Genomic DNA, 17,952 nt, shown 5'->3' on the forward strand with positions numbered 1-17,952 from the left:
ACCATATATAGTATGGCTGAAGTTTTTTAACAATATACTTTTTTATTTAATTCGTACAAATTTTTACAGAATTCCTTTTCACATTAAGCACTATTGTGTTTGATAAAATGACTTCCCCGTCAACACAAAGCGCCAACTCTTTTTCAGCGTCTATATGTATTTTCTCGGCTTTATAAGTTTCAACACATTTCAACGATGTGTGCTTCCCAAAGATGGCCATAGGAAGCAAGAAAAGCAGCTTAAATTTGCTGATTTCATTTACGATTATCACATCTAAATATCCATCATCAGGATTGGCGTCAGGCAAAATCTTAAATCCACCGCCGTAAAAGCTGCAATTGCCAAATGCAGCTAACATTATCCTTCTCTTTATCATCTTTCCGTCTATATCGATCTTTACGTTGTATGGCTTGTATTTAAAAAGTACATTTATAAGGCTTAATGTATAAGCTAAAATTCCACTGACAAATCTTTTAAATCTGGTTACTTGCACCGCAACGTCTGCATCGATGCCTATATTTGCCACATTGTTGCATGTAATGTACTTGTTTATGACAGCGCTATCGATAAACTTTGTCTTTTTCATTAACAGAATTTCCAATGCCTTATATACGTCCTTTGGAATGCGGAAATACCTGGCAAAATCATTGCCAGTACCTAAAGGTATTATGCCAAGTGCTACATCTGAATCCTTTATGCCATTGATGACCTCATGAACTGTCCCGTCGCCACCTACTGCTACTACGATTTCAAAATCATCTTTTACAGCTTCTCTTGCCAGTATAGTGCCATGTCCGGGATATTTTGTTATAAAAAACTTGTACTTTAAGTTTTTCTCATTCATATACTTCTCTATTTTAGGAATCATCCTGTATGCCTTGCCATTGCCAGCAGTGGGGTTTACAATAAAGGCGATCAAATTATCCTCACCTCTGGCCTTTTCTTGCCTTATCTATGGCTTGTATCTCCTCAGCAGACAGAGGATAATTTGATTGTGCTTTGACTATAGGTTTTGCAAATGTGGCTGTTTCATTTCTTCCATAGATACCTGATATTACTATTCCATTGTCATCGCTATCTAAAAGAGCTATCGAAAAGCTTAAATCAGATCCAACATCATTAAAAGCATTGTACCTTACGATTCCAACCTTTTTTATAGATGCTTTCATTTCATTGTCTATCATGCTTAGCTCTTTTCTGAACTTCTCCAACTTCTCGTTAAACTCGTCGTTTTTGCTTATATTTTTAGCCAAAAGATCTACTACATCCCCCATCTCCAATTCCTTAATAAGCTTTTTATATTTATTTTTCAATTTTGTGTATTTTGAATTAATCACAATGACCACTATAAAATCTATTAATCCTAAGACAATCGCAAATAATACAAGTAAATCCATATTTTTATTGAGCATCATCATAAGTTCCTGCATAGTTTTTTTCCTCCGCATATAAAGATTATTTAAATGGCCTGTTTTGCTATAGTATAAAGTGCTTCAACAGCTTTATCAACTTCATCTTCTGTGTTGAAATAACCTATTCCAAATCTGACGGTTCCAGTCTTTATAGTGCCTATTGTCTGATGTGACAAAGATGAACAATGGAGTCCAGACCTCGTCGCTATATCAAATGCCTTATCCAATATATAGCTTACCTCACCAGAATCAATATCTTTGATATTGACTGAAACGACGCCAACTCGTTTTTTCGAATCTTCGTTTCCATATAAGATAAGATTAGGAATTTCTTTTACACCATCTATAAATCTCCTGACAAGCATCCTTTCGTGTTCAAAAATATTTTCTACCCCTACACTTCTCACAAATCTTACGCCTTCTTTCAAACCTGCAATTCCAGGCGTATTTGGCGTGCCACTTTCCAGCATATCAGGCATCATATCAGGCTGATGTATGTTTTCCGAATTGCTACCTGTCCCACCTTCTTTTATCGTCTTAAGTTTTATTGTGTCTCCCACATAAAGCCCACCGGTACCTTGAGGGCCTAACAGGGATTTGTGGCCAGGAAATGCTAATAAATCAATATTGTCTCTCTCTACATCAATAGGATAACTGCCTGCAGTCTGGGCAGCATCCACAAGGAAATATATACCCATTTCCCGGGCAATACTACCTATTTCCCTTATTGGCATCAGCGTGCCAGTAACGTTTGATGCATGGATCATGGCGATCAGTTTTGTATTTTTCTTTATGGATTTCTTTACATCCTCCACATCGATATTTCCCTTTTCATCGCATTTGACTACAGTCAAATCGATGTAATTCCTATCCCTCAGCGCAATAAGCGGTCTTATCATTGAATTGTGCTCCATGCTGGACGTTATAACGTGATCGCCTTCGTTTAAAATTCCCTTTATGGCAATATTTAATGAATCCGTCGTGTTAAGCGTAAAGACTATCCTCATTGGATCGCTTATATTAAATAGATTGCAAAGTTCCTGTCTGGCTTCCAATATGTGCTTTCCAGATTCTATTGCCAACCTGTGACTTCCTCTGCCTGGATTGCCACAGTATCTCATCACTCTATCAATCTCATCATAGACTGATTCAGGCTTAGGATACGATGTAGCTGCATTGTCAAAATAAATCAATGATAACCCTCCTATCGACTTTTCTATACTATTTCTTTTATATACTCTTTATTTATATAAGGAGGCAATTTTCTACCGGCTTTTACGATAGCCATGTATGCCGTCTTAAGATCTACCATGTTTTTATTGCTGTAAATCCTGTACCTGCTTCTGTACTTTGAAGGGGTAGATATAAGCATGATAGTATTTGCGCCAGCCATCAAAGCCTTTACTTGGGCTTCTTTGTCAACGGTAGCTAATGCAGTCGTGGCTGGAATAAAGACATTTTTTAGTACAAGCCTTGTAACAGCAACAGTTTTAAGGGTCATATCGACGCTTCCATGCGGATACGTTTCTAAAGGCGTACCTGCAGCAGGCACGAAAGGACCAATGCCCACCATGTGAATGCCCATCTCTTTAAAGAAAAGAATATCTCTTGCAATGTCTCTCGCTGTCTGACCAGGCAGACCTATTATGTTTCCATTGCCATTTATATATCCGTTTCCCCTAAGCCATTGGCTGCATTTTACGCGGTAGTCAAAGTCATCATCAGGATGTATGTTTTTAAATATCTCCCTGTTTGTAGTCTCTATTTTTAGCAAGAAGTTGTTTGCACCAGCTTCCCTAAAATGCTGGTACTCTTCTTCAGTCCTTTCACCAATGCTTAATGTTATCCGCATGTTAGTCTCTTTCTTGATTTTTCTTATTATCTCAATTATTTTATCTTCTGTATACCATGGATCTTCTCCTGATTGAAGAATAACCGTCTTTATCCCCATCTGCTTTAGTTCTTTTGCAGTTTCAACTATCTCATTTACATACATCCTATACCTGTCAACAGTTAAATTGTCTCTCCTTAAGCCGCAGTATAGACAATTTTTTCTACAGATATTAGAAAATTCTATTGCAGCCCTTATGTCGACTACATCACCTACAACCGCTTTCCTCATCTCATCGGCAGCTTTGTATATAGAACTTAAGTTCTCATCACCATCGGCACTAAGCAGCAAAACTATATCATCTTCTGTAAGCTCTATGCCTTTTTCCACTTTTTCTAAGACAGCTTTTATGTCCCTATTTAATCCTTTATTTATTATTTCTAACAAGCCATCTAATTTCCTAATTTTATATGGATATATACCTTTTACTGATACGGAATTTATTTTTAGGAGCTTTTCTGCTACATCTACATTATATGCATCAATTTTAATTGCGGTACTGCATACAGAACCGTACTCTGCTGGAGCTGGTATCAATTCTGTTTTAATACTATTTTCCTTTAATATCTTATCTGCATTAAGCATGTGCTGCGTTGAATTGCAGATTATTATGCAATGTTCCATCTACATCACCTTAAATTCATTCATATATCTATATTTTATATTTATTTGGCCTTTGTTACAATAGAAAAATGCATTTGTTTTTACAAATGCATTGAGATTACCTATCTATTATGAGTTCAGCAAGTCTCGACAGATCTTCATCTCCATAGTATTCTATCAATATTTTTCCCCTGTTTTTTCCATGGATAATTTTAACCTTTGTGCCAAAGAATCTGCAGAAATTATCCTCTATCTCTTTTATGTATGCGTCGCTTTCTTTTCGTTTTTTCTTCTTAGACGATGTGACTTCTTTTATGAGGTTTTCAGTATCTCTCACATTTAGGTTCTTGTCCACTATTTTCTTAGCTATCATGTTTTGCTTCTCAGCGTCCTGCAAGGCCAATATAACTTTTGCATGTCCCGTCGTTATTTTGCCTTCCATCAACATATTTTGAACTTCTTCATCCAAGTTTAGGAGCCTTATGCTATTAGCGATGGATGACCTGCTTTTCCCCACCCTTTTCGATATTTCTTCCTGTGTCAGGTTGAATTGCTCCATTAGAGATTTATACGCCTTTGCTTCATCAATTGGATTTAAGTCTTCTCTCTGAAGGTTCTCTATAAGGGCTATTTCCATCACTTTTTGATCATCAAAATCTTTCACTATAGCAGGTACTTCTTTAAGCCCCGCTAACTTTGCCGCCCTCCACCTTCTCTCACCAGCCACAATCTGATACCCAAAATCGTTCTTTCTGACTATTATAGGTTGTATAATACCGTGTTCTTTTATGGAATCGGATAATTCTTTTAAAGACTCGTCATCAAAATGTTTCCTTGGCTGAAATTGATTTGGCTCAATATCCGAAATCTTAATGCTTTCAACGCCTTTCGCGCTTTCTTCATCTATCTCTGGTATAAGAGCTTGTAAACCTCTACCAAGCCCTCTTTTGTTATTCACCTGCCTCACCGTTCCTTTCAATTAATTCCTTGGCCAACTCCTCATAAGCTTCAGCACCTTTTGAATGTGGATCGTAAAGAGAAATAGGCTTTCCAAAACTTGGCGCCTCACCTAACCTTATGTTCCTCGGTATTATGGTCCCGTACACTTTCCCTTTAAAATACTTTTTCACCTCGTCAACAACCTGTATCGATAGGTTTGTCCGAGCATTAAACATAGTCAAAACAACACCTTCGATTTCTAAACTGTGGTTTATGTTTTTCTTTATCAGATTTATAGTGTTCATTAATTGTGTTAATCCTTCCAGCGCATAGTATTCACATTGTATAGGAACTAAAATAGAATCCGCCGCCGTCAATGCATTTATTGTCAAGAGTCCCAAAGATGGAGGACAATCAATTAAAATATAGTCAAAATCCTCTTTTATTTCATTTATGGAATTTTTAAGCCTAAATTCTCTGGATAGCATCGGCACCAGCTCTATCTCTGCACCTGCCAATTGTATGCTGGAAGGTACAATGGTAATTCCGCTCATATCTTCTAACTTTATGTACGCTTCTCTTATGTCTTTTCCTTCAATTAAAATATTATACGTAGTGCAGTTAATAGATGAACTATCTATTCCAAATCCGCTGGTCATATTGCTTTGTGGGTCCATATCAACGCACAGCACCTTCTTGCCAGCAGCAGATAAAGAATAGCCAAGATTTATAGTTGTCGTAGTCTTGCCAACGCCGCCTTTTTGATTTGCCACAGCTATTACTTTGCCCAATTTATCACCCCGCAATTTTATCATATTTTTATTATAGCATTGTTCCATGTGGAACAAAAGTTAAATTATGATACGGGGTGATTAAAAATTACTTTTTAGGAATCCTTATCTTAAATTCTATGTAGTCATCTTCATTAAGCTCAGTGTATTCAGCATCGACACCTGAATTTTTCATTATTGTAATAGCTTGCTTTATTGTATTTACAAAGATTCTTATGTCTTTATAAAACCTCATCATCTTCTTTTTTTCTTGCTTTTTATCTTCTTCCATCGTTATCTTGTTTATCATGTCTTGTACAATTTTCTCTGTTTCTTTAACATTGCACTTTTTCTTTATGATTATGTCGATGGCTTTATTCTGCATCTCCTCATCTGGAAGCCTTAAAAGAGCTCTTGCATGCCGTTCAGTCAAATTGTGCTCTATCAATTTAGCCTTTATATCATCGCTAAGCTTTAGAAGTCGCAACTTGTTGGCAATGGTAGACTGGCTTTTCCCCAGCATAATAGCCAATTTTTCCTGAGTTAGATTGTGGTCATTTATTAGATTGTAATATCCTTCAGCTTCTTCTAAAAAATTCAGGTCTTTTCTTTGCAAGTTTTCTATTAAAGCGATTACTGCAGAATCCTCATCATATGCTTCAAACACTATAGCGGGAATCGTCGTAAGACCCGCCAGCTTTGATGCTCTTAGCCGTCTTTCCCCAGATATAAGCTCATACGAATTGCCATTTACGACTCTCACGCTTATTGGCTGTATCACACCATAAGCTTTTATAGAATCGCAAAGCTCTTGCAGATTAGCAGTGTCAAAGATTTTGCGAGGCTGATATGGATTTGGTCTAATAAGATCTATCGGCAAGTACTTTATTTCCTGCTGTTTTATCGACACCATAAAAAACACCTCTTCGTAAAACAATAGATTATATTATATATATTCTACAATAATATCAAAATTCCTCCTATAATTCCATTATTATCCTTAATATTTTTATCGATTTTTTATCTGTATATTTCAGGCAATCTTATGTTTTGATCCTTAATGCTTCCGTCCATAATCATCTTCTTAAGCCCTTCTGGATATATGTCTAAACTATCAAATTGTGATACGTCAATCCATTTTACGTCTTTAATCACCTGGTGCTCTCTAGGCATATCAGGATCAGAACCTAACTTCAAATCACCACCTACAATTCTGCACTTAAAGTATGTAGCGTAGTAAATAAGGTATTCTTCAAGATAACAGACACTATCAGCCACCACATCGTATCCTGTCTCTTCCTTGCATTCCCTCACCAACGCTTCTACAAGGGACTCATTTTCCTCAACACGTCCTCCTGGAAAGACCCATCCTACCTCATTTTCCGTCTGATGTTTCACGAGAAGAACTTTGCCGTCTTTAATGATAACGCCTCTTGAAACTAACAGACAAACCCTAAAATCACTCATAAATCATTACCCTTTCTTTAAAGTGGTGACTTTTCAATCGATTTTGGCTTTCTCGGGTATTTACTATCAGTAGCATCCAACTTCTTTATTAAGACAAGTTTATGGTGAATGTCGGTGTAAGGCAATGTGACATCAAGGACATTTTCCACCTTACACCTTAAAACATTTAAGGCATTTTGCGATGCAGCTATTTCCTCATCTGCATTAGACCCTTTATATGCTATCAAATATCCATCAACCTTCGTAAAAGGTATGCAATACTCTATTAGCACATTTAGTTGTGCAACAGCCCTCGATAATGATATGTCGTATTTCTCGCGAAAATCCCTATCTTTGCCTAAGTCTTCCGCTCTTCCATGTATGATTTCTACGTCTTTTAAATTAAGATAGCTTGCCAATTCATTTAGAAATACTGTCCTCTTCTTTAAAGAATCGACTATAGTAAGCTTTAAAGACGGATAAAGAATTTTAATAGGAACTGATGGAAAACCAGCACCTGCGCCTACATCGATTATTCTTTCATCGCCCTTTATTATTTTACACTTTGATGCGGTTAAGCTGTCTAAAAAGTGCTTAATGATGATTTCCTTTTTTTCTGTAATAGCCGTTAAATTCATTTTCTCATTCCACTCTAAAAGAAGATCAGTGTACTTTAAGAATTGTTCCACATGGAACATATTAAGTTCTACTCCTAAATCATCAGCACCTTTTATAAGCATATCAATGTATTCTCTGTTCATATACCTTATCTCCTTGACTGCAAATAAACTAAGATGACAGAAATATCTGCTGGTGAAACGCCGGAAATCCTGGATGCTTGACCGACAGATGTAGGCATGATGCTTTTTAATTTTTGTCTTGCTTCAATGCTTATTCCTTTTATGTCGTCATAATTTATCCAAGGCGGGATCTTTTTATTTTCCAATGCCTTAAACTTCTCTACTTGCTCCATTTGCTTCTTTATATAACCTTCATACTTTATGTTTATATCGATCTGAAAAGCCACATCGTCTCTAATATTATCCGGCCTACCAATATCAATCGCTTTCGACGAAACATAATCTATCTCAGGCCTCTTTAGTAAATCGTACATGGTTATCCCTGTGACGATAGGTGAACTTCCTTTTGACTTTAAATACTCATTTACATCATGGCTTGGAGTTATCATGGTGCTTTTCAATCTTTCCATCTCTTTTTCGTACTGCGCTTTTTTGCTTAAAAACCTATTGTATCTTTCATCATCGACTAATCCTATCTGCCTTCCCTTCTCAGTTAAGCGAAAGTCGGCATTGTCCTGCCGTAAAATAAGCCTGTATTCCGCCCTTGACGTCAACATTCTGTACGGCTCATTTGTTCCTTTAGTTACAAGATCATCGATCAATACGCCTATATACGCTTCAGATCTATCCAATATAAATGGTTCTCTATTGTAGTGCTTCATAGCGGCATTTATGCCTGCCATAAGTCCTTGTGCAGCAGCTTCCTCATATCCTGACGTACCGTTTACTTGTCCTGCAAAAAATAACCCTGAAATAGTCTTTAACTCCAAAGATTGCTTTAACTGAGTGGGATCTATGCAGTCATATTCGATGGCATATCCCGGCCTCATCACCTTAACATTTTCCAATCCCTTAATCGTCCTTAAAAATTCTATCTGGACATCTTCAGGCATGCTTGATGACATGCCTTGAACATACATTTCATTTGTATCTCTTCCTTCTGGCTCAATAAAAAGCTGATGCCTCAACTTATCGGGAAACTTGACCACCTTATCCTCAATAGATGGGCAATACCTCGGTCCAACGCCTTTAATTTCACCACTGTAAAGAGGAGATCTGTCTATGTTTTTCATTATCACTTCATGCGTCTTTGTGTTTGTGTATGTAAGCCAGCATGGAATTTGCTCAACATTTATCTCATCGTGCATGTATGAAAAAGGCGTTATCTTATCGTCACCAGGCTGAATCTCCATCGCATCAAAATTTATAGATTTTTTGTCAACTCTTGCCGGCGTACCTGTCTTAAACCTCATCAATCTTATGTTAAGCCTTTCAAAGCACTTAGAAAGCTCATTAGCTGGAAACAATCCATTAGGCCCACCGCTGTAGCTTACATCACCGATGATTATCCTACCTCTTAAGTATGTGCCAGTCGTAACAATACAAGACTTACAAAGATACCTTGCGCCTGTCTTTGTAATAACGCTTTTAACTTGTCCATCCTCCACTTCTATATCTACAACTTCTGCCTGTTTTATGTCTAAATTCTCCTGCTTCTCCAGCGTATACTTCATATTAAATTGATACCTTTTTTTATCAGATTGTGCCCTTAAAGCCCTTACAGCAGGACCTTTGCTGGTATTTAATGTCCTCTCCTGTATCAATGTCAAATCGGTATTTATGGCCATCTGACCACCAAGCGCATCAATCTCCCTCACAAGGTTAGTCTTAGCCGGCCCACCTATAGCAGGATTACACGGCATCAAAGCAATAGAATCTAAATTTATAGCAAAAGCGACTGTCTTTAGGCCAAGTCTTGCGGTAGCTAAAGCTGCTTCACATCCAGCATGGCCTAAACCTATTACAGCTACATCATATGAACCTGCATCGTATACCATCCTTACACCTACTTTCCAACACAAAATCTCTCAAATATTTCATTTATCAAATCCTCATTTGCAGTTTCACCAGTTATCAAACCTAAATGATCTATTGCAGCATTTAAGTCAATCGATACAAAATCTTCCGTCAGACCACTTTCTATCGTCTTAAGGCACGACACCAAATTTTCTTTCGCTTTAATTAAGGCCTCTTTGTGTCTCATGTTTGTCAACAAAAACTCGTCGTGGGATAAACCATCAACCATAACCATATTGTATACAGTATTTTCTAATGTTTCTAACCCCTCTTTTGTGACAGATGACAGTTTCACATATCTTCCACCTGATAACTTATCAACTTCATGTATGTCAATTGCAGAAGGCAAATCGATCTTATTTAAGATATATAAGATCTTCTTATTCTCTATTAGCTTAAGTATCTCATAGTCATCTTTCTCCAAAGGCCGTGAACCATCAAAAACGAACATTATCAAATCAGCCTTATCTATAGCTTCTCTGCTTCTTTCGACACCGATTCTCTCCACGATCTCATCAGTCTGCCTTATGCCTGCTGTATCTATGAGGTTTATAGGTATGCCTTTTATGCTTAAATGTTCTTCGATGATGTCTCGTGTTGTGCCTGGTATATCTGTCACAATTGCTCTGTTTTCATTTAACAATGCGTTTAGAAGCGATGATTTGCCTACATTAGGTTTCCCAATTATTGCTGTGTTAAGCCCTTCCCTTATGATTCTGCCTTTTTCAGATGTTTTAAGTATCTCATCAATTTCTCTGATTGATTTGTTAATGCCATCTATAAGTTCACCATCATTAAATAACTCCACGTCTTCTTCAGGAAAATCCATGAGTGCAAATATATGTGCAATAAGCGCCACAAGATCATTTTTTATCTTTGTGATCTTTTCTTTGACGCTTCCATTAAGCTGCATCAAAGCGTATTTATTAGATAGATCTGTCTTAGATCTAATTATGTCTATGACGGCTTCCGCCTGTGATATATCCAATCTTCCATTCAAAAAAGCCCTCTTTGTAAATTCACCAGGTTCAGCAAGCCTTGCGCCATTTCTGAGTACAAGCTCTAAAATTCTTTTAGCGGGAATATAACCTCCATGACAATTTATCTCTACCACATCTTCTTTAGTATAAGTATGAGGACTTCTCATGACATTTACCAAAACTTCATCGTATATCTCGTCATTTTCCATATCGCAAATAAAACCGTAATGAACCGTATGACTCTTAACATTTTTCAAATCCACGTTTCGCTTTGACTTAAAAATACCGGAAACTATTTTTATTGCATTACTGCCACTTATCCTTATGATGGAAATACCACCTTCACCTATCGGAGTCGAAATTGCAGCAATTGTATCATCTATCACATTAACCACCAAACTTTCAAATCTTCAGTATGATAATATAACACCAAATATTATTTTACAATAAGATAAAAGAAAAAATACCCTTTTGGGTATCCGCTACTTTAAAGATATCGTCACTCTCCTATTTGGTTCATCGCCTTCGCTAAATGTCTCTATATCAGGATCATCTTGCAAAGCCAAATGAATTATTCTCCTCTCGTTGGCATTCATAGGCTCTAATGTGATGCTTCTATGTTCCTGCTTTACCTTCCTGGCAATTTTATTTGCCAAATTTATGAGTACCTTCTCTCTTTTTTCGCGATAATTTTCCGCATCCAATAGAACTCTCTTGTGCGCGCCTTCTATATTATTTTTATTGGCCACTAAAGATACAAGGTACTGCAGTGAATCTAATGTCTCTCCTCTGTACCCTATCAGCAGACCAACGCCTTTTCCCTTTAAATTTACCAATATCGTATTATCTTTTTCGCCAATGTCGTAAGCGACATCTATGCCCATAAAACTTATCAATCCGTCTAAAAACCTTTTAATGTTTTCCTTGAAGACATCTTTGACTATTATCTTCACTATTGCCTGTTTGCCCAATAAACCCAGAAATCCTTTACTGCCTTCGTCTATTACTTCTACGTCCACCAAATCCCTCGTTATACCTAACTCTGAAAGTCCAGCATTTAAAGCTTCATCAACCGTCTTTCCTGTTTTTATTATTTCCCTCATTTGAAGACTCTCCCTTCATTGGTTCGGTAGGTCTTAAAAAGATGTACTGCTGCACAATCTGAAAGATATTGCTGGTAACCCAGTATATTCCTACACCAGCAGGCAGTGAAACAGTTATCCATATCATAAAAGCAGACATTATAAGATTCATCGACTTCTGATTGTTGTCTGTCTGTATCATCGCAGAGGAAATATAAGTAGTAACACCCGACAATATTGGCAATATAAAATAAGGATCTCTTGCTGCTAAACTCTTAAGCCATAAAAATGAAGCCGTGCTAAACGCAGGATAGCTTCTAAGCATAGCAAAAAGCGGCCAAAGTATTATAAGAGGAAGAAGCATCGGCAGACAACCGCTCATAGGATTTACGTTCTTTTCTTTATATAACTTCATCATCTCTTCATTCATCTTTTGGGGATCTTTAGCATACTTTTTCTTGATTTCTTCAACTAAAGGACTAACTTCTTTCATCTTTCTCATTGTCCCCATCTGCTGGACATAAAAAGGCAAAAGGACAACCCTTATGAGAATCGTAAATATGATTATGGCTACACCATAATTTCCAACAAAATCGTATATAAATTTCAATAACTGGCCAAGGTACATACCAATTGATGCCATTTTAAACCTCCTAGCTATTTTACAGGATCGTATCCACCTGGATTAAAGGGATTACACCTTAATATCCTCCACAAAGCCATAATTCCACCTTTCAAAATGCCATACTTCATGATGGCATCGATAGCGTATTGAGAACAAGTCGGATAAAACCTACAGGATTTTGGCTTCATTGGAGATATGAATTTTTGGTAAAACTTTATTAAATATATGAAAATGTATTTCATTTATCATTCACCATATAAAGAGAAGATTTCTTAAGAAGCCTTCTCATAGCATTTCCTAACGTATAAAAATCTGACTCTACAATTTTATTTCTGGCAATAAAAATAATGTCGTATCCTTTTTTTAAATCACCATCTAACAACCTGAAATTTTCATATAATAACCTCTTATAGCGATTTCTAACTACACTTTTACCTATTTTTTTACTGATAGAAAATCCGACTCTATTGGCATCCAAACCATTCTCTAAAAAATACATGACGATGTATTGATTAGAAACAGATTTCCCATGACTATAAACATTCTTAAAGTCTCTACTGCGTTTTATCTTCATCATATCATAAATTTATAAACCTCCGATTGCAAAAAAGGCCCATTAAGGCCTTCCTTATGCTGTCAACCTATGTCTACCTTTTCTCCTTCTTCTTCTTAAAACATCACGACCATCTTTCGTAGACATCCTTTTTCTAAATCCATGTTCCTTTTTTCTATGCCTTACTTTTGGCTGATGTGTACGTAACACTACTACACCTCCTAAAACCATAAAAATGCTAATAAGATTATATCGTTTATTTATTTGCATGTCAATAAATTAATCCACTAATGTTATTAACATATTAAAAAGTTTTATTCAGCGACTGTTAATAATTTTTATTTTTTTATTGATAATGTGTTAATATTTTGGTATTATATAATCGAAGTTGTTAATAAGTTTTAAAATTTATCAATACGCATGTTTAGTTATTCACAGGTTGTGCATAAATCTGTGAATAACTTGTTATTATTTTAGTTTATTTTTTATACATTGATTTTATAATTAGGTTTTTTAGCCTTTTTCAATATATTTTTATCAAGTAAAAATTTATCAACAACATTTTTATATCTTTTAAACAATGTTACATTGTTGATATTTTTTTGCCTTTTTAACAAAATTTATTAACAACTTGCCGATATAAACACATGGAAATTATTTTTTATTAACAGCTTGTTTATATTTGTAGGAGGTCACAAAATGTATGACGATTGTTACTCACTCTGGGATGCAATATTTGAAAAATTAAAAAGCGAATTAACATCCACCAGCTATACCACATGGCTTGTCCATTTAAAGCCTGTAGCACTATTAGATGACATACTTGTGCTATCAGCAGTAAATGTATTTACAAAAAATATCATAAATGGAAGGTATTTAAATGTAATCTACGATGCGGCAAAATCGATAACAAACAAAAACATAGAAATAAAAATAGTATCAGAAGACGAAGAAGAATACAAAAAAATAAAAGAAACCGTTCAATTTAAAAGTGAAAAAGACAAATCTGTTTCTAACATGTTAAATCCAAAGTACACATTCGATACATTCGTTGTAGGAAACAGCAATAAATTGGCACACGCTGCATGTTTGGCCGTAGCACAATCACCCGCAAGGGCGTACAATCCTCTTTTTATATATGGCGGTGTTGGCCTTGGCAAAACCCATTTAATGCACGCTATAGGTCATTTTGTGCTGGAACACAACAGCAATACAAAGATAATGTACGTTACATCAGAGACATTTACAAACGAGCTGGTTAACTCTATAAAAGACGACAAAAACGAAGAATTCAGAAATAAATACAGAAGCATAGACATCCTTTTAATAGACGACATACAATTTATAGCAAAAAAAGAAAGGACACAGGAAGAATTTTTCCATACATTCAACACACTGTACGAAGCAAATAAGCAGATAATAGTTTCCAGCGATAGACCTCCTAAAGAGATACCAACGCTGGAAGACAGGCTTAGATCACGGTTTGAATGGGGCCTTATAGCAGACATACAGCCACCAGATTTCGAAACCAGGATAGCAATCTTAAAGAAAAAAGCGCAAAACGAAAACTTAAATATACCTGACGATGTGCTTATATACATTGCAGAAAAAATACCTTCAAATATAAGAGAATTAGAAGGCGCTTTAATAAGAATCGTGGCTTTTTCTTCTCTTACAAAGGCAAACATAGACCTTGATCTCGCAAAAGATGCCTTAAAGGACATAATATCCAACAAAGTCAGAAAAGTAACAGTTAAGCTTATACAAGAAGAGGTATGCAAATACTACAACATAAAATACGAAGATTTTATATCAAAAAAGAGGACTAAGACGATAGCTTTTCCAAGACAAATTGCCATGTACTTGGCCCGGGAAATGACAGACTTGTCATTGCCTAAAATAGGCGAAGAATTTGGAAAAGATCACACTACAGTTATACATGCCTACGACAAAATCTCAAACGACATAAAAGAAGACGAATCTTTAAATAAACAAATTGAGGAACTTAAAAAGCGAATAAAAGGTTTTTAACATATACACATTGATAAACTGTTGATAACATCGATTTTTTAGAGCTTGTTGATATTGTAGATATCTTTTTAAAAATTTTAATAAGTTATCAACAACATAAAAACAAGGTTTTATGCTGATTAAAAAAGTTTTTAACATATTAACAAGCTCTATTATTACTACTACTATTATTTAATTATATTCTTATTTTTTTTAAATATACCTAAAAGGAGAGAAATTTCTATGAAATTTTCTTGCGATAAAATTTCATTATCAAATGCAGTGAACAAGGTTATAAAAGGGGTAACCCCCCGTACCACCCTCCCTATACTGCAAGGCATACTTTTAAAATCAGAAGGCGATAAGATATTAATGTACACAACTGATATGGAAATTGGAATTCAATGCAGTGTTGATGCATTTATCATTGAAAAGGGAAGTATAGTCGTATCATCTAAGGTTTTCTCAGACCTTGTAAGGAAGCTTCCAGATGATACAGTTTTTTTTGAGTCTGACGAAAACAACACAGTAAATATAAGGTGTGGTTTATCTGAATTTTCTATATCAGGAAATTCATCAGAAGAATTCCCTGATATACCAGATGTGATAAAAGATGTAACTTTCACTTTAAAACAGAAAGTCTTAAAAGAAATGATAAAGATGACTTCATTTAGCGTCGCTCAAGATATGACGAGGCCTATTCTGACAGGTATACTTATGGAGGTAAGCAGAAATGCGATAAATATGGTAGCACTTGATGGATACCGTATGGCTATAAAAAAACACGTTTCAGAAGATCCTCTATCAAATAATATGGATGATTTCAGCGTTGTCATACCAGGTACTACGGCTAACGAGCTTTTAAGGATTATGGAAGACAATGATGATGACGTATCAATATCTTTTACAGGCAATCAAATTTTGTTGGAATTTGACGGTACAAAAGTTATATCAAAACTTTTAGATGGGAATTATATGAATTATAAGGCAGTAATACCTAAGGATTTTAAGTCTGTAGTTATCATAGATAAAGATGATTTGGTAGATGCTATAGACAGGGCGTCATTGCTGGCTTCAAACAAAAGCAATCTAATTAAATTTACTTTTAATGAAAGAGAACTTGTGATATCATCAAATTCTGAAAAAGGAAAGATGTCGGAAAGACTTAATATAGAGATTGAAGGCAATCTTATTGAGATAGCTTTTAACTCCAGGTACCTTTTGGAGGCACTTAGAGTCATCGATTCTGAAAAAATAAAGATGAGCATGATAAACAGCATAAATCCTATGATAATAACGCCGATAGAAGATGATGATTACTTGTACATGGTATTGCCTGTAAAATTAAATGATTAGTCGAAAGGGTTTGGTATGATGGAAGAAGTAAAGATAAGCACTGAATACATTACGCTTGATCAATTTTTAAAGTACGTAGGCATAGCAGAAACTGGCGGTAAAGGTAAACAGATGATATTGGATGGCCTTGTAAGAGTAAATGGAAATATTGAGCTTAAAAGAGGGAAAAAATTGCGCAAAGGTGATACAGTGGTTGTAAATGAGAAACAGTTTGTAATTAAATAAAGTACGGTTTTGCTGTACGAAAGGAAAAGGAATGAATGTATCTAAAAGAGCTTATTGTTGACAATTTTAAGAATTTAAAGCATCAAAAGGTTACATTTTCTGCTGGTATAAATGTAATATACGGTTCAAATGCACAAGGAAAAAGCAATCTTTTAGAGTGCATAAGGTTGTTAAGCATCGGAAAATCCTTTAGAAATAGCAAAAATAGGGATATGGTGTGTTTTGATGGGGATTATTATTATATAAAAGGTGTTTTCGACGTAGATGGTGAAGAAGTGACAGTTGAGACAGGGTATAAGTTAAATCAAAACAGATTTTTTAAGGTAAATAACAATAAGATAAAGAATATTTCGGAGTTAATCGGCATTATACTTACTACGATTTTTTCTCCAGATGACCTAAATATTGTAAAAGGCAGCCCTTCATCAAGAAGGCGATACATCGATGCATCTATTTCAATGATGAAGAGAAACTACCTTTATGATATAATACAATACAACAAAGTTTTAGCAAACAGAAACAAGATTTTAAAGGATGTAAAATTTAAAAAAGAAAGTGCAAGGCTTTTGGACATTATGGATGAGCAGCTTTCATTTTTTGGCTCAAAGATTATCATGTACAGAAGGCAGTACATCAATAATCTTGATTTAATAGTAAAAAAGATTGTTCAAGATATTTCATGTGAAAAAGTTGATCTGATATATTGGAATAATGTTACAGACAAAATTGATGATATTAAGTCTACTAAGGATTTATTTTTAAATAAGTTGATTTCAAACAGGGATGTGGATATAAGGTATGGTGATACGAAGTACGGGCCTCACAGAGATGATGTGAAAATATCGATAAATGGCCACGATTCAAGAATTTTTGCTTCACAAGGTCAGCAGCGGACGATTGCACTGTGTCTTAAATTGGCAGAATACGAAGTAATAAGATCAGAAAATGGTGAAAGTCCTATACTTTTGCTGGATGATGTCATGTCAGAGTTAGACGAAAATAGGAGAAAATATATCTTAAATAAAGTTGAAGGGTGTCAGACTTTTATAACACATACAGAAAAAAAAGATGTAAAAGGCGATAAATACTTTTTGATTTCAAATGGAGTAATAATACCTGATTAAGGAGGAAAATATGTACGTTCATTTAGGTGGGAATGTAGTGGTGCCAGACGATGAAATAATTGCAGTTTTTAATATAGATGTTAAATCGTCAAAAGATACCAGCGAATTTTTAAGGGTTGCTGAAGAAGAAGGATTCATCGTAAAAATATCAGATGACAATATAAAGTCTTTTGTAATAACAGAGAGAAACAAAAAAAGCATAATTTACATATCTCCCATATCGTCCTACACCATCATTAAAAGAGCTTTAAAATACAGCGAATAAAAAATAGAGGTAAA

The 17,952-nt window shown here is 35.3% G+C and carries 21 protein-coding genes; 5 read left to right on the top strand and 16 right to left on the bottom strand.

What is annotated here, in order from left to right:
- Positions 1-46: 46 nt before the first annotated feature.
- From JJQ93_RS09985 to rpmH, 16 genes are all read right to left on the bottom strand, one after another.
- The gene (locus JJQ93_RS09985) at positions 47-919 is read right to left on the bottom strand and encodes a diacylglycerol/lipid kinase family protein (protein WP_085113235.1); all 873 of its coding nucleotides are present in this window, start codon (positions 917-919) and stop codon (positions 47-49) included.
- Between the two features lie 7 nt (positions 920-926).
- The gene (locus JJQ93_RS09990; protein ID WP_085113236.1) at positions 927-1,430 is read right to left on the bottom strand and encodes a DUF4446 family protein; all 504 of its coding nucleotides are present in this window, start codon (positions 1,428-1,430) and stop codon (positions 927-929) included.
- A gap of 29 nt (positions 1,431-1,459) precedes the next feature.
- On the bottom strand, positions 1,460-2,605 hold the full coding sequence (locus JJQ93_RS09995) for an aminotransferase class V-fold PLP-dependent enzyme (RefSeq protein ID WP_274893678.1): 1,146 nt from the start codon (positions 2,603-2,605) through the stop codon (positions 1,460-1,462).
- 23 nt (positions 2,606-2,628) lie between these two features.
- On the bottom strand, positions 2,629-3,927 hold the full coding sequence (gene hydE, locus JJQ93_RS10000) for a [FeFe] hydrogenase H-cluster radical SAM maturase HydE (RefSeq protein WP_274893679.1): 1,299 nt from the start codon (positions 3,925-3,927) through the stop codon (positions 2,629-2,631).
- Positions 3,928-4,024: 97 nt separating this feature from the next.
- Positions 4,025-4,864 carry a ParB/RepB/Spo0J family partition protein gene (locus JJQ93_RS10005; RefSeq protein ID WP_085113239.1) on the bottom strand — a complete coding sequence of 280 codons (840 nt, stop codon included), beginning with the start codon at positions 4,862-4,864 and terminating at the stop codon, positions 4,025-4,027.
- A complete protein-coding gene (locus tag JJQ93_RS10010) occupies positions 4,857-5,636 on the bottom strand; it encodes a ParA family protein (RefSeq protein WP_085113240.1) in 780 nt (259 codons plus the stop codon). The genes JJQ93_RS10005 and JJQ93_RS10010 overlap by 8 nt, the downstream gene beginning before the upstream one ends.
- A gap of 88 nt (positions 5,637-5,724) precedes the next feature.
- On the bottom strand, positions 5,725-6,528 hold the full coding sequence (noc, locus tag JJQ93_RS10015; protein ID WP_085113241.1) for a nucleoid occlusion protein: 804 nt from the start codon (positions 6,526-6,528) through the stop codon (positions 5,725-5,727).
- Between the two features lie 107 nt (positions 6,529-6,635).
- Positions 6,636-7,082, bottom strand: a complete 447-nt coding sequence (locus tag JJQ93_RS10020; RefSeq protein WP_085113242.1) for an NUDIX domain-containing protein — start codon at positions 7,080-7,082, stop codon at positions 6,636-6,638.
- Positions 7,083-7,099: 17 nt separating this feature from the next.
- Complete coding sequence (rsmG, locus tag JJQ93_RS10025) at positions 7,100-7,822, bottom strand: 16S rRNA (guanine(527)-N(7))-methyltransferase RsmG (protein WP_085113243.1); 723 nt, start codon at positions 7,820-7,822, stop codon at positions 7,100-7,102.
- 5 nt (positions 7,823-7,827) lie between these two features.
- On the bottom strand, positions 7,828-9,699 hold the full coding sequence (gene mnmG, locus JJQ93_RS10030) for a tRNA uridine-5-carboxymethylaminomethyl(34) synthesis enzyme MnmG (protein WP_085113244.1): 1,872 nt from the start codon (positions 9,697-9,699) through the stop codon (positions 7,828-7,830).
- 8 nt (positions 9,700-9,707) lie between these two features.
- A complete protein-coding gene (gene mnmE / locus JJQ93_RS10035) occupies positions 9,708-11,084 on the bottom strand; it encodes a tRNA uridine-5-carboxymethylaminomethyl(34) synthesis GTPase MnmE (RefSeq protein WP_085113245.1) in 1,377 nt (458 codons plus the stop codon).
- 96 nt (positions 11,085-11,180) lie between these two features.
- Positions 11,181-11,801, bottom strand: a complete 621-nt coding sequence (jag, locus tag JJQ93_RS10040) for an RNA-binding cell elongation regulator Jag/EloR (RefSeq protein ID WP_274893680.1) — start codon at positions 11,799-11,801, stop codon at positions 11,181-11,183.
- Complete coding sequence (locus tag JJQ93_RS10045) at positions 11,767-12,423, bottom strand: YidC/Oxa1 family membrane protein insertase (protein WP_274893681.1); 657 nt, start codon at positions 12,421-12,423, stop codon at positions 11,767-11,769. The genes jag and JJQ93_RS10045 overlap by 35 nt, the downstream gene beginning before the upstream one ends.
- Positions 12,424-12,437: 14 nt before the next feature.
- Positions 12,438-12,647 (bottom strand): membrane protein insertion efficiency factor YidD, encoded by a 210-nt coding sequence (yidD, locus tag JJQ93_RS10050; protein ID WP_045411109.1) that lies wholly within the window; start codon positions 12,645-12,647, stop codon positions 12,438-12,440.
- Positions 12,644-12,982, bottom strand: a complete 339-nt coding sequence (gene rnpA / locus JJQ93_RS10055) for a ribonuclease P protein component (protein WP_085113248.1) — start codon at positions 12,980-12,982, stop codon at positions 12,644-12,646. The genes yidD and rnpA overlap by 4 nt, the downstream gene beginning before the upstream one ends.
- Before the next feature lie 51 nt (positions 12,983-13,033).
- A complete protein-coding gene (rpmH, locus tag JJQ93_RS10060; protein WP_013789130.1) occupies positions 13,034-13,168 on the bottom strand; it encodes a 50S ribosomal protein L34 in 135 nt (44 codons plus the stop codon).
- 489 nt (positions 13,169-13,657) lie between these two features.
- Between rpmH and dnaA the strand changes: the two genes are divergently transcribed.
- The 5 genes from dnaA (at position 13,658) to remB (ending at position 17,938) form a co-directional block, all read left to right on the top strand.
- Positions 13,658-14,989: a chromosomal replication initiator protein DnaA gene (dnaA, locus tag JJQ93_RS10065; protein WP_085113249.1), complete on the top strand. Its 1,332-nt coding sequence runs from the start codon at positions 13,658-13,660 to the stop codon at positions 14,987-14,989.
- A 222-nt stretch (positions 14,990-15,211) separates the two neighbouring features.
- Positions 15,212-16,324 (top strand): DNA polymerase III subunit beta, encoded by a 1,113-nt coding sequence (gene dnaN, locus JJQ93_RS10070; protein ID WP_085113250.1) that lies wholly within the window; start codon positions 15,212-15,214, stop codon positions 16,322-16,324.
- Positions 16,325-16,342: 18 nt separating this feature from the next.
- On the top strand, positions 16,343-16,549 hold the full coding sequence (locus JJQ93_RS10075; protein ID WP_085113251.1) for an RNA-binding S4 domain-containing protein: 207 nt from the start codon (positions 16,343-16,345) through the stop codon (positions 16,547-16,549).
- A gap of 35 nt (positions 16,550-16,584) precedes the next feature.
- A complete protein-coding gene (recF, locus tag JJQ93_RS10080) occupies positions 16,585-17,673 on the top strand; it encodes a DNA replication/repair protein RecF (RefSeq protein ID WP_274893683.1) in 1,089 nt (362 codons plus the stop codon).
- A gap of 10 nt (positions 17,674-17,683) precedes the next feature.
- A complete protein-coding gene (remB, locus tag JJQ93_RS10085; protein WP_085113253.1) occupies positions 17,684-17,938 on the top strand; it encodes an extracellular matrix regulator RemB in 255 nt (84 codons plus the stop codon).
- Positions 17,939-17,952 lie beyond the last annotated feature (14 nt).

This window comes from Thermoanaerobacterium sp. R66, from assembly GCF_028895185.1.
Classification (GTDB): domain Bacteria; phylum Bacillota; class Thermoanaerobacteria; order Thermoanaerobacterales; family Thermoanaerobacteraceae; genus Thermoanaerobacterium.

What these genes read in the sequence shown, in the direction of transcription:
- JJQ93_RS09990 (WP_085113236.1), bottom strand. Translation starts at nt 1,430, where the DNA reads ATGCAGGAACTTATGATGATGCTCAATAAAAATATGGATTTACTTGTA.
- hydE (WP_274893679.1), bottom strand. Translation starts at nt 3,927, where the DNA reads ATGGAACATTGCATAATAATCTGCAATTCAACGCAGCACATGCTTAAT.
- noc (WP_085113241.1), bottom strand. Translation starts at nt 6,528, where the DNA reads ATGGTGTCGATAAAACAGCAGGAAATAAAGTACTTGCCGATAGATCTT.
- JJQ93_RS10020 (WP_085113242.1), bottom strand. Translation starts at nt 7,082, where the DNA reads ATGAGTGATTTTAGGGTTTGTCTGTTAGTTTCAAGAGGCGTTATCATT.
- rsmG (WP_085113243.1), bottom strand. Translation starts at nt 7,822, where the DNA reads ATGAACAGAGAATACATTGATATGCTTATAAAAGGTGCTGATGATTTA.
- mnmG (WP_085113244.1), bottom strand. Translation starts at nt 9,699, where the DNA reads ATGGTATACGATGCAGGTTCATATGATGTAGCTGTAATAGGTTTAGGC.
- jag (WP_274893680.1), bottom strand. Translation starts at nt 11,801, where the DNA reads ATGAGGGAAATAATAAAAACAGGAAAGACGGTTGATGAAGCTTTAAAT.
- JJQ93_RS10045 (WP_274893681.1), bottom strand. Translation starts at nt 12,423, where the DNA reads ATGGCATCAATTGGTATGTACCTTGGCCAGTTATTGAAATTTATATAC.
- yidD (WP_045411109.1), bottom strand. Translation starts at nt 12,647, where the DNA reads ATGAAATACATTTTCATATATTTAATAAAGTTTTACCAAAAATTCATA.
- rnpA (WP_085113248.1), bottom strand. Translation starts at nt 12,982, where the DNA reads ATGATGAAGATAAAACGCAGTAGAGACTTTAAGAATGTTTATAGTCAT.
- dnaA (WP_085113249.1), top strand. Translation starts at nt 13,658, where the DNA reads ATGTATGACGATTGTTACTCACTCTGGGATGCAATATTTGAAAAATTA.
- dnaN (WP_085113250.1), top strand. Translation starts at nt 15,212, where the DNA reads ATGAAATTTTCTTGCGATAAAATTTCATTATCAAATGCAGTGAACAAG.
- JJQ93_RS10075 (WP_085113251.1), top strand. Translation starts at nt 16,343, where the DNA reads ATGGAAGAAGTAAAGATAAGCACTGAATACATTACGCTTGATCAATTT.
- recF (WP_274893683.1), top strand. Translation starts at nt 16,585, where the DNA reads ATGTATCTAAAAGAGCTTATTGTTGACAATTTTAAGAATTTAAAGCAT.
- remB (WP_085113253.1), top strand. Translation starts at nt 17,684, where the DNA reads ATGTACGTTCATTTAGGTGGGAATGTAGTGGTGCCAGACGATGAAATA.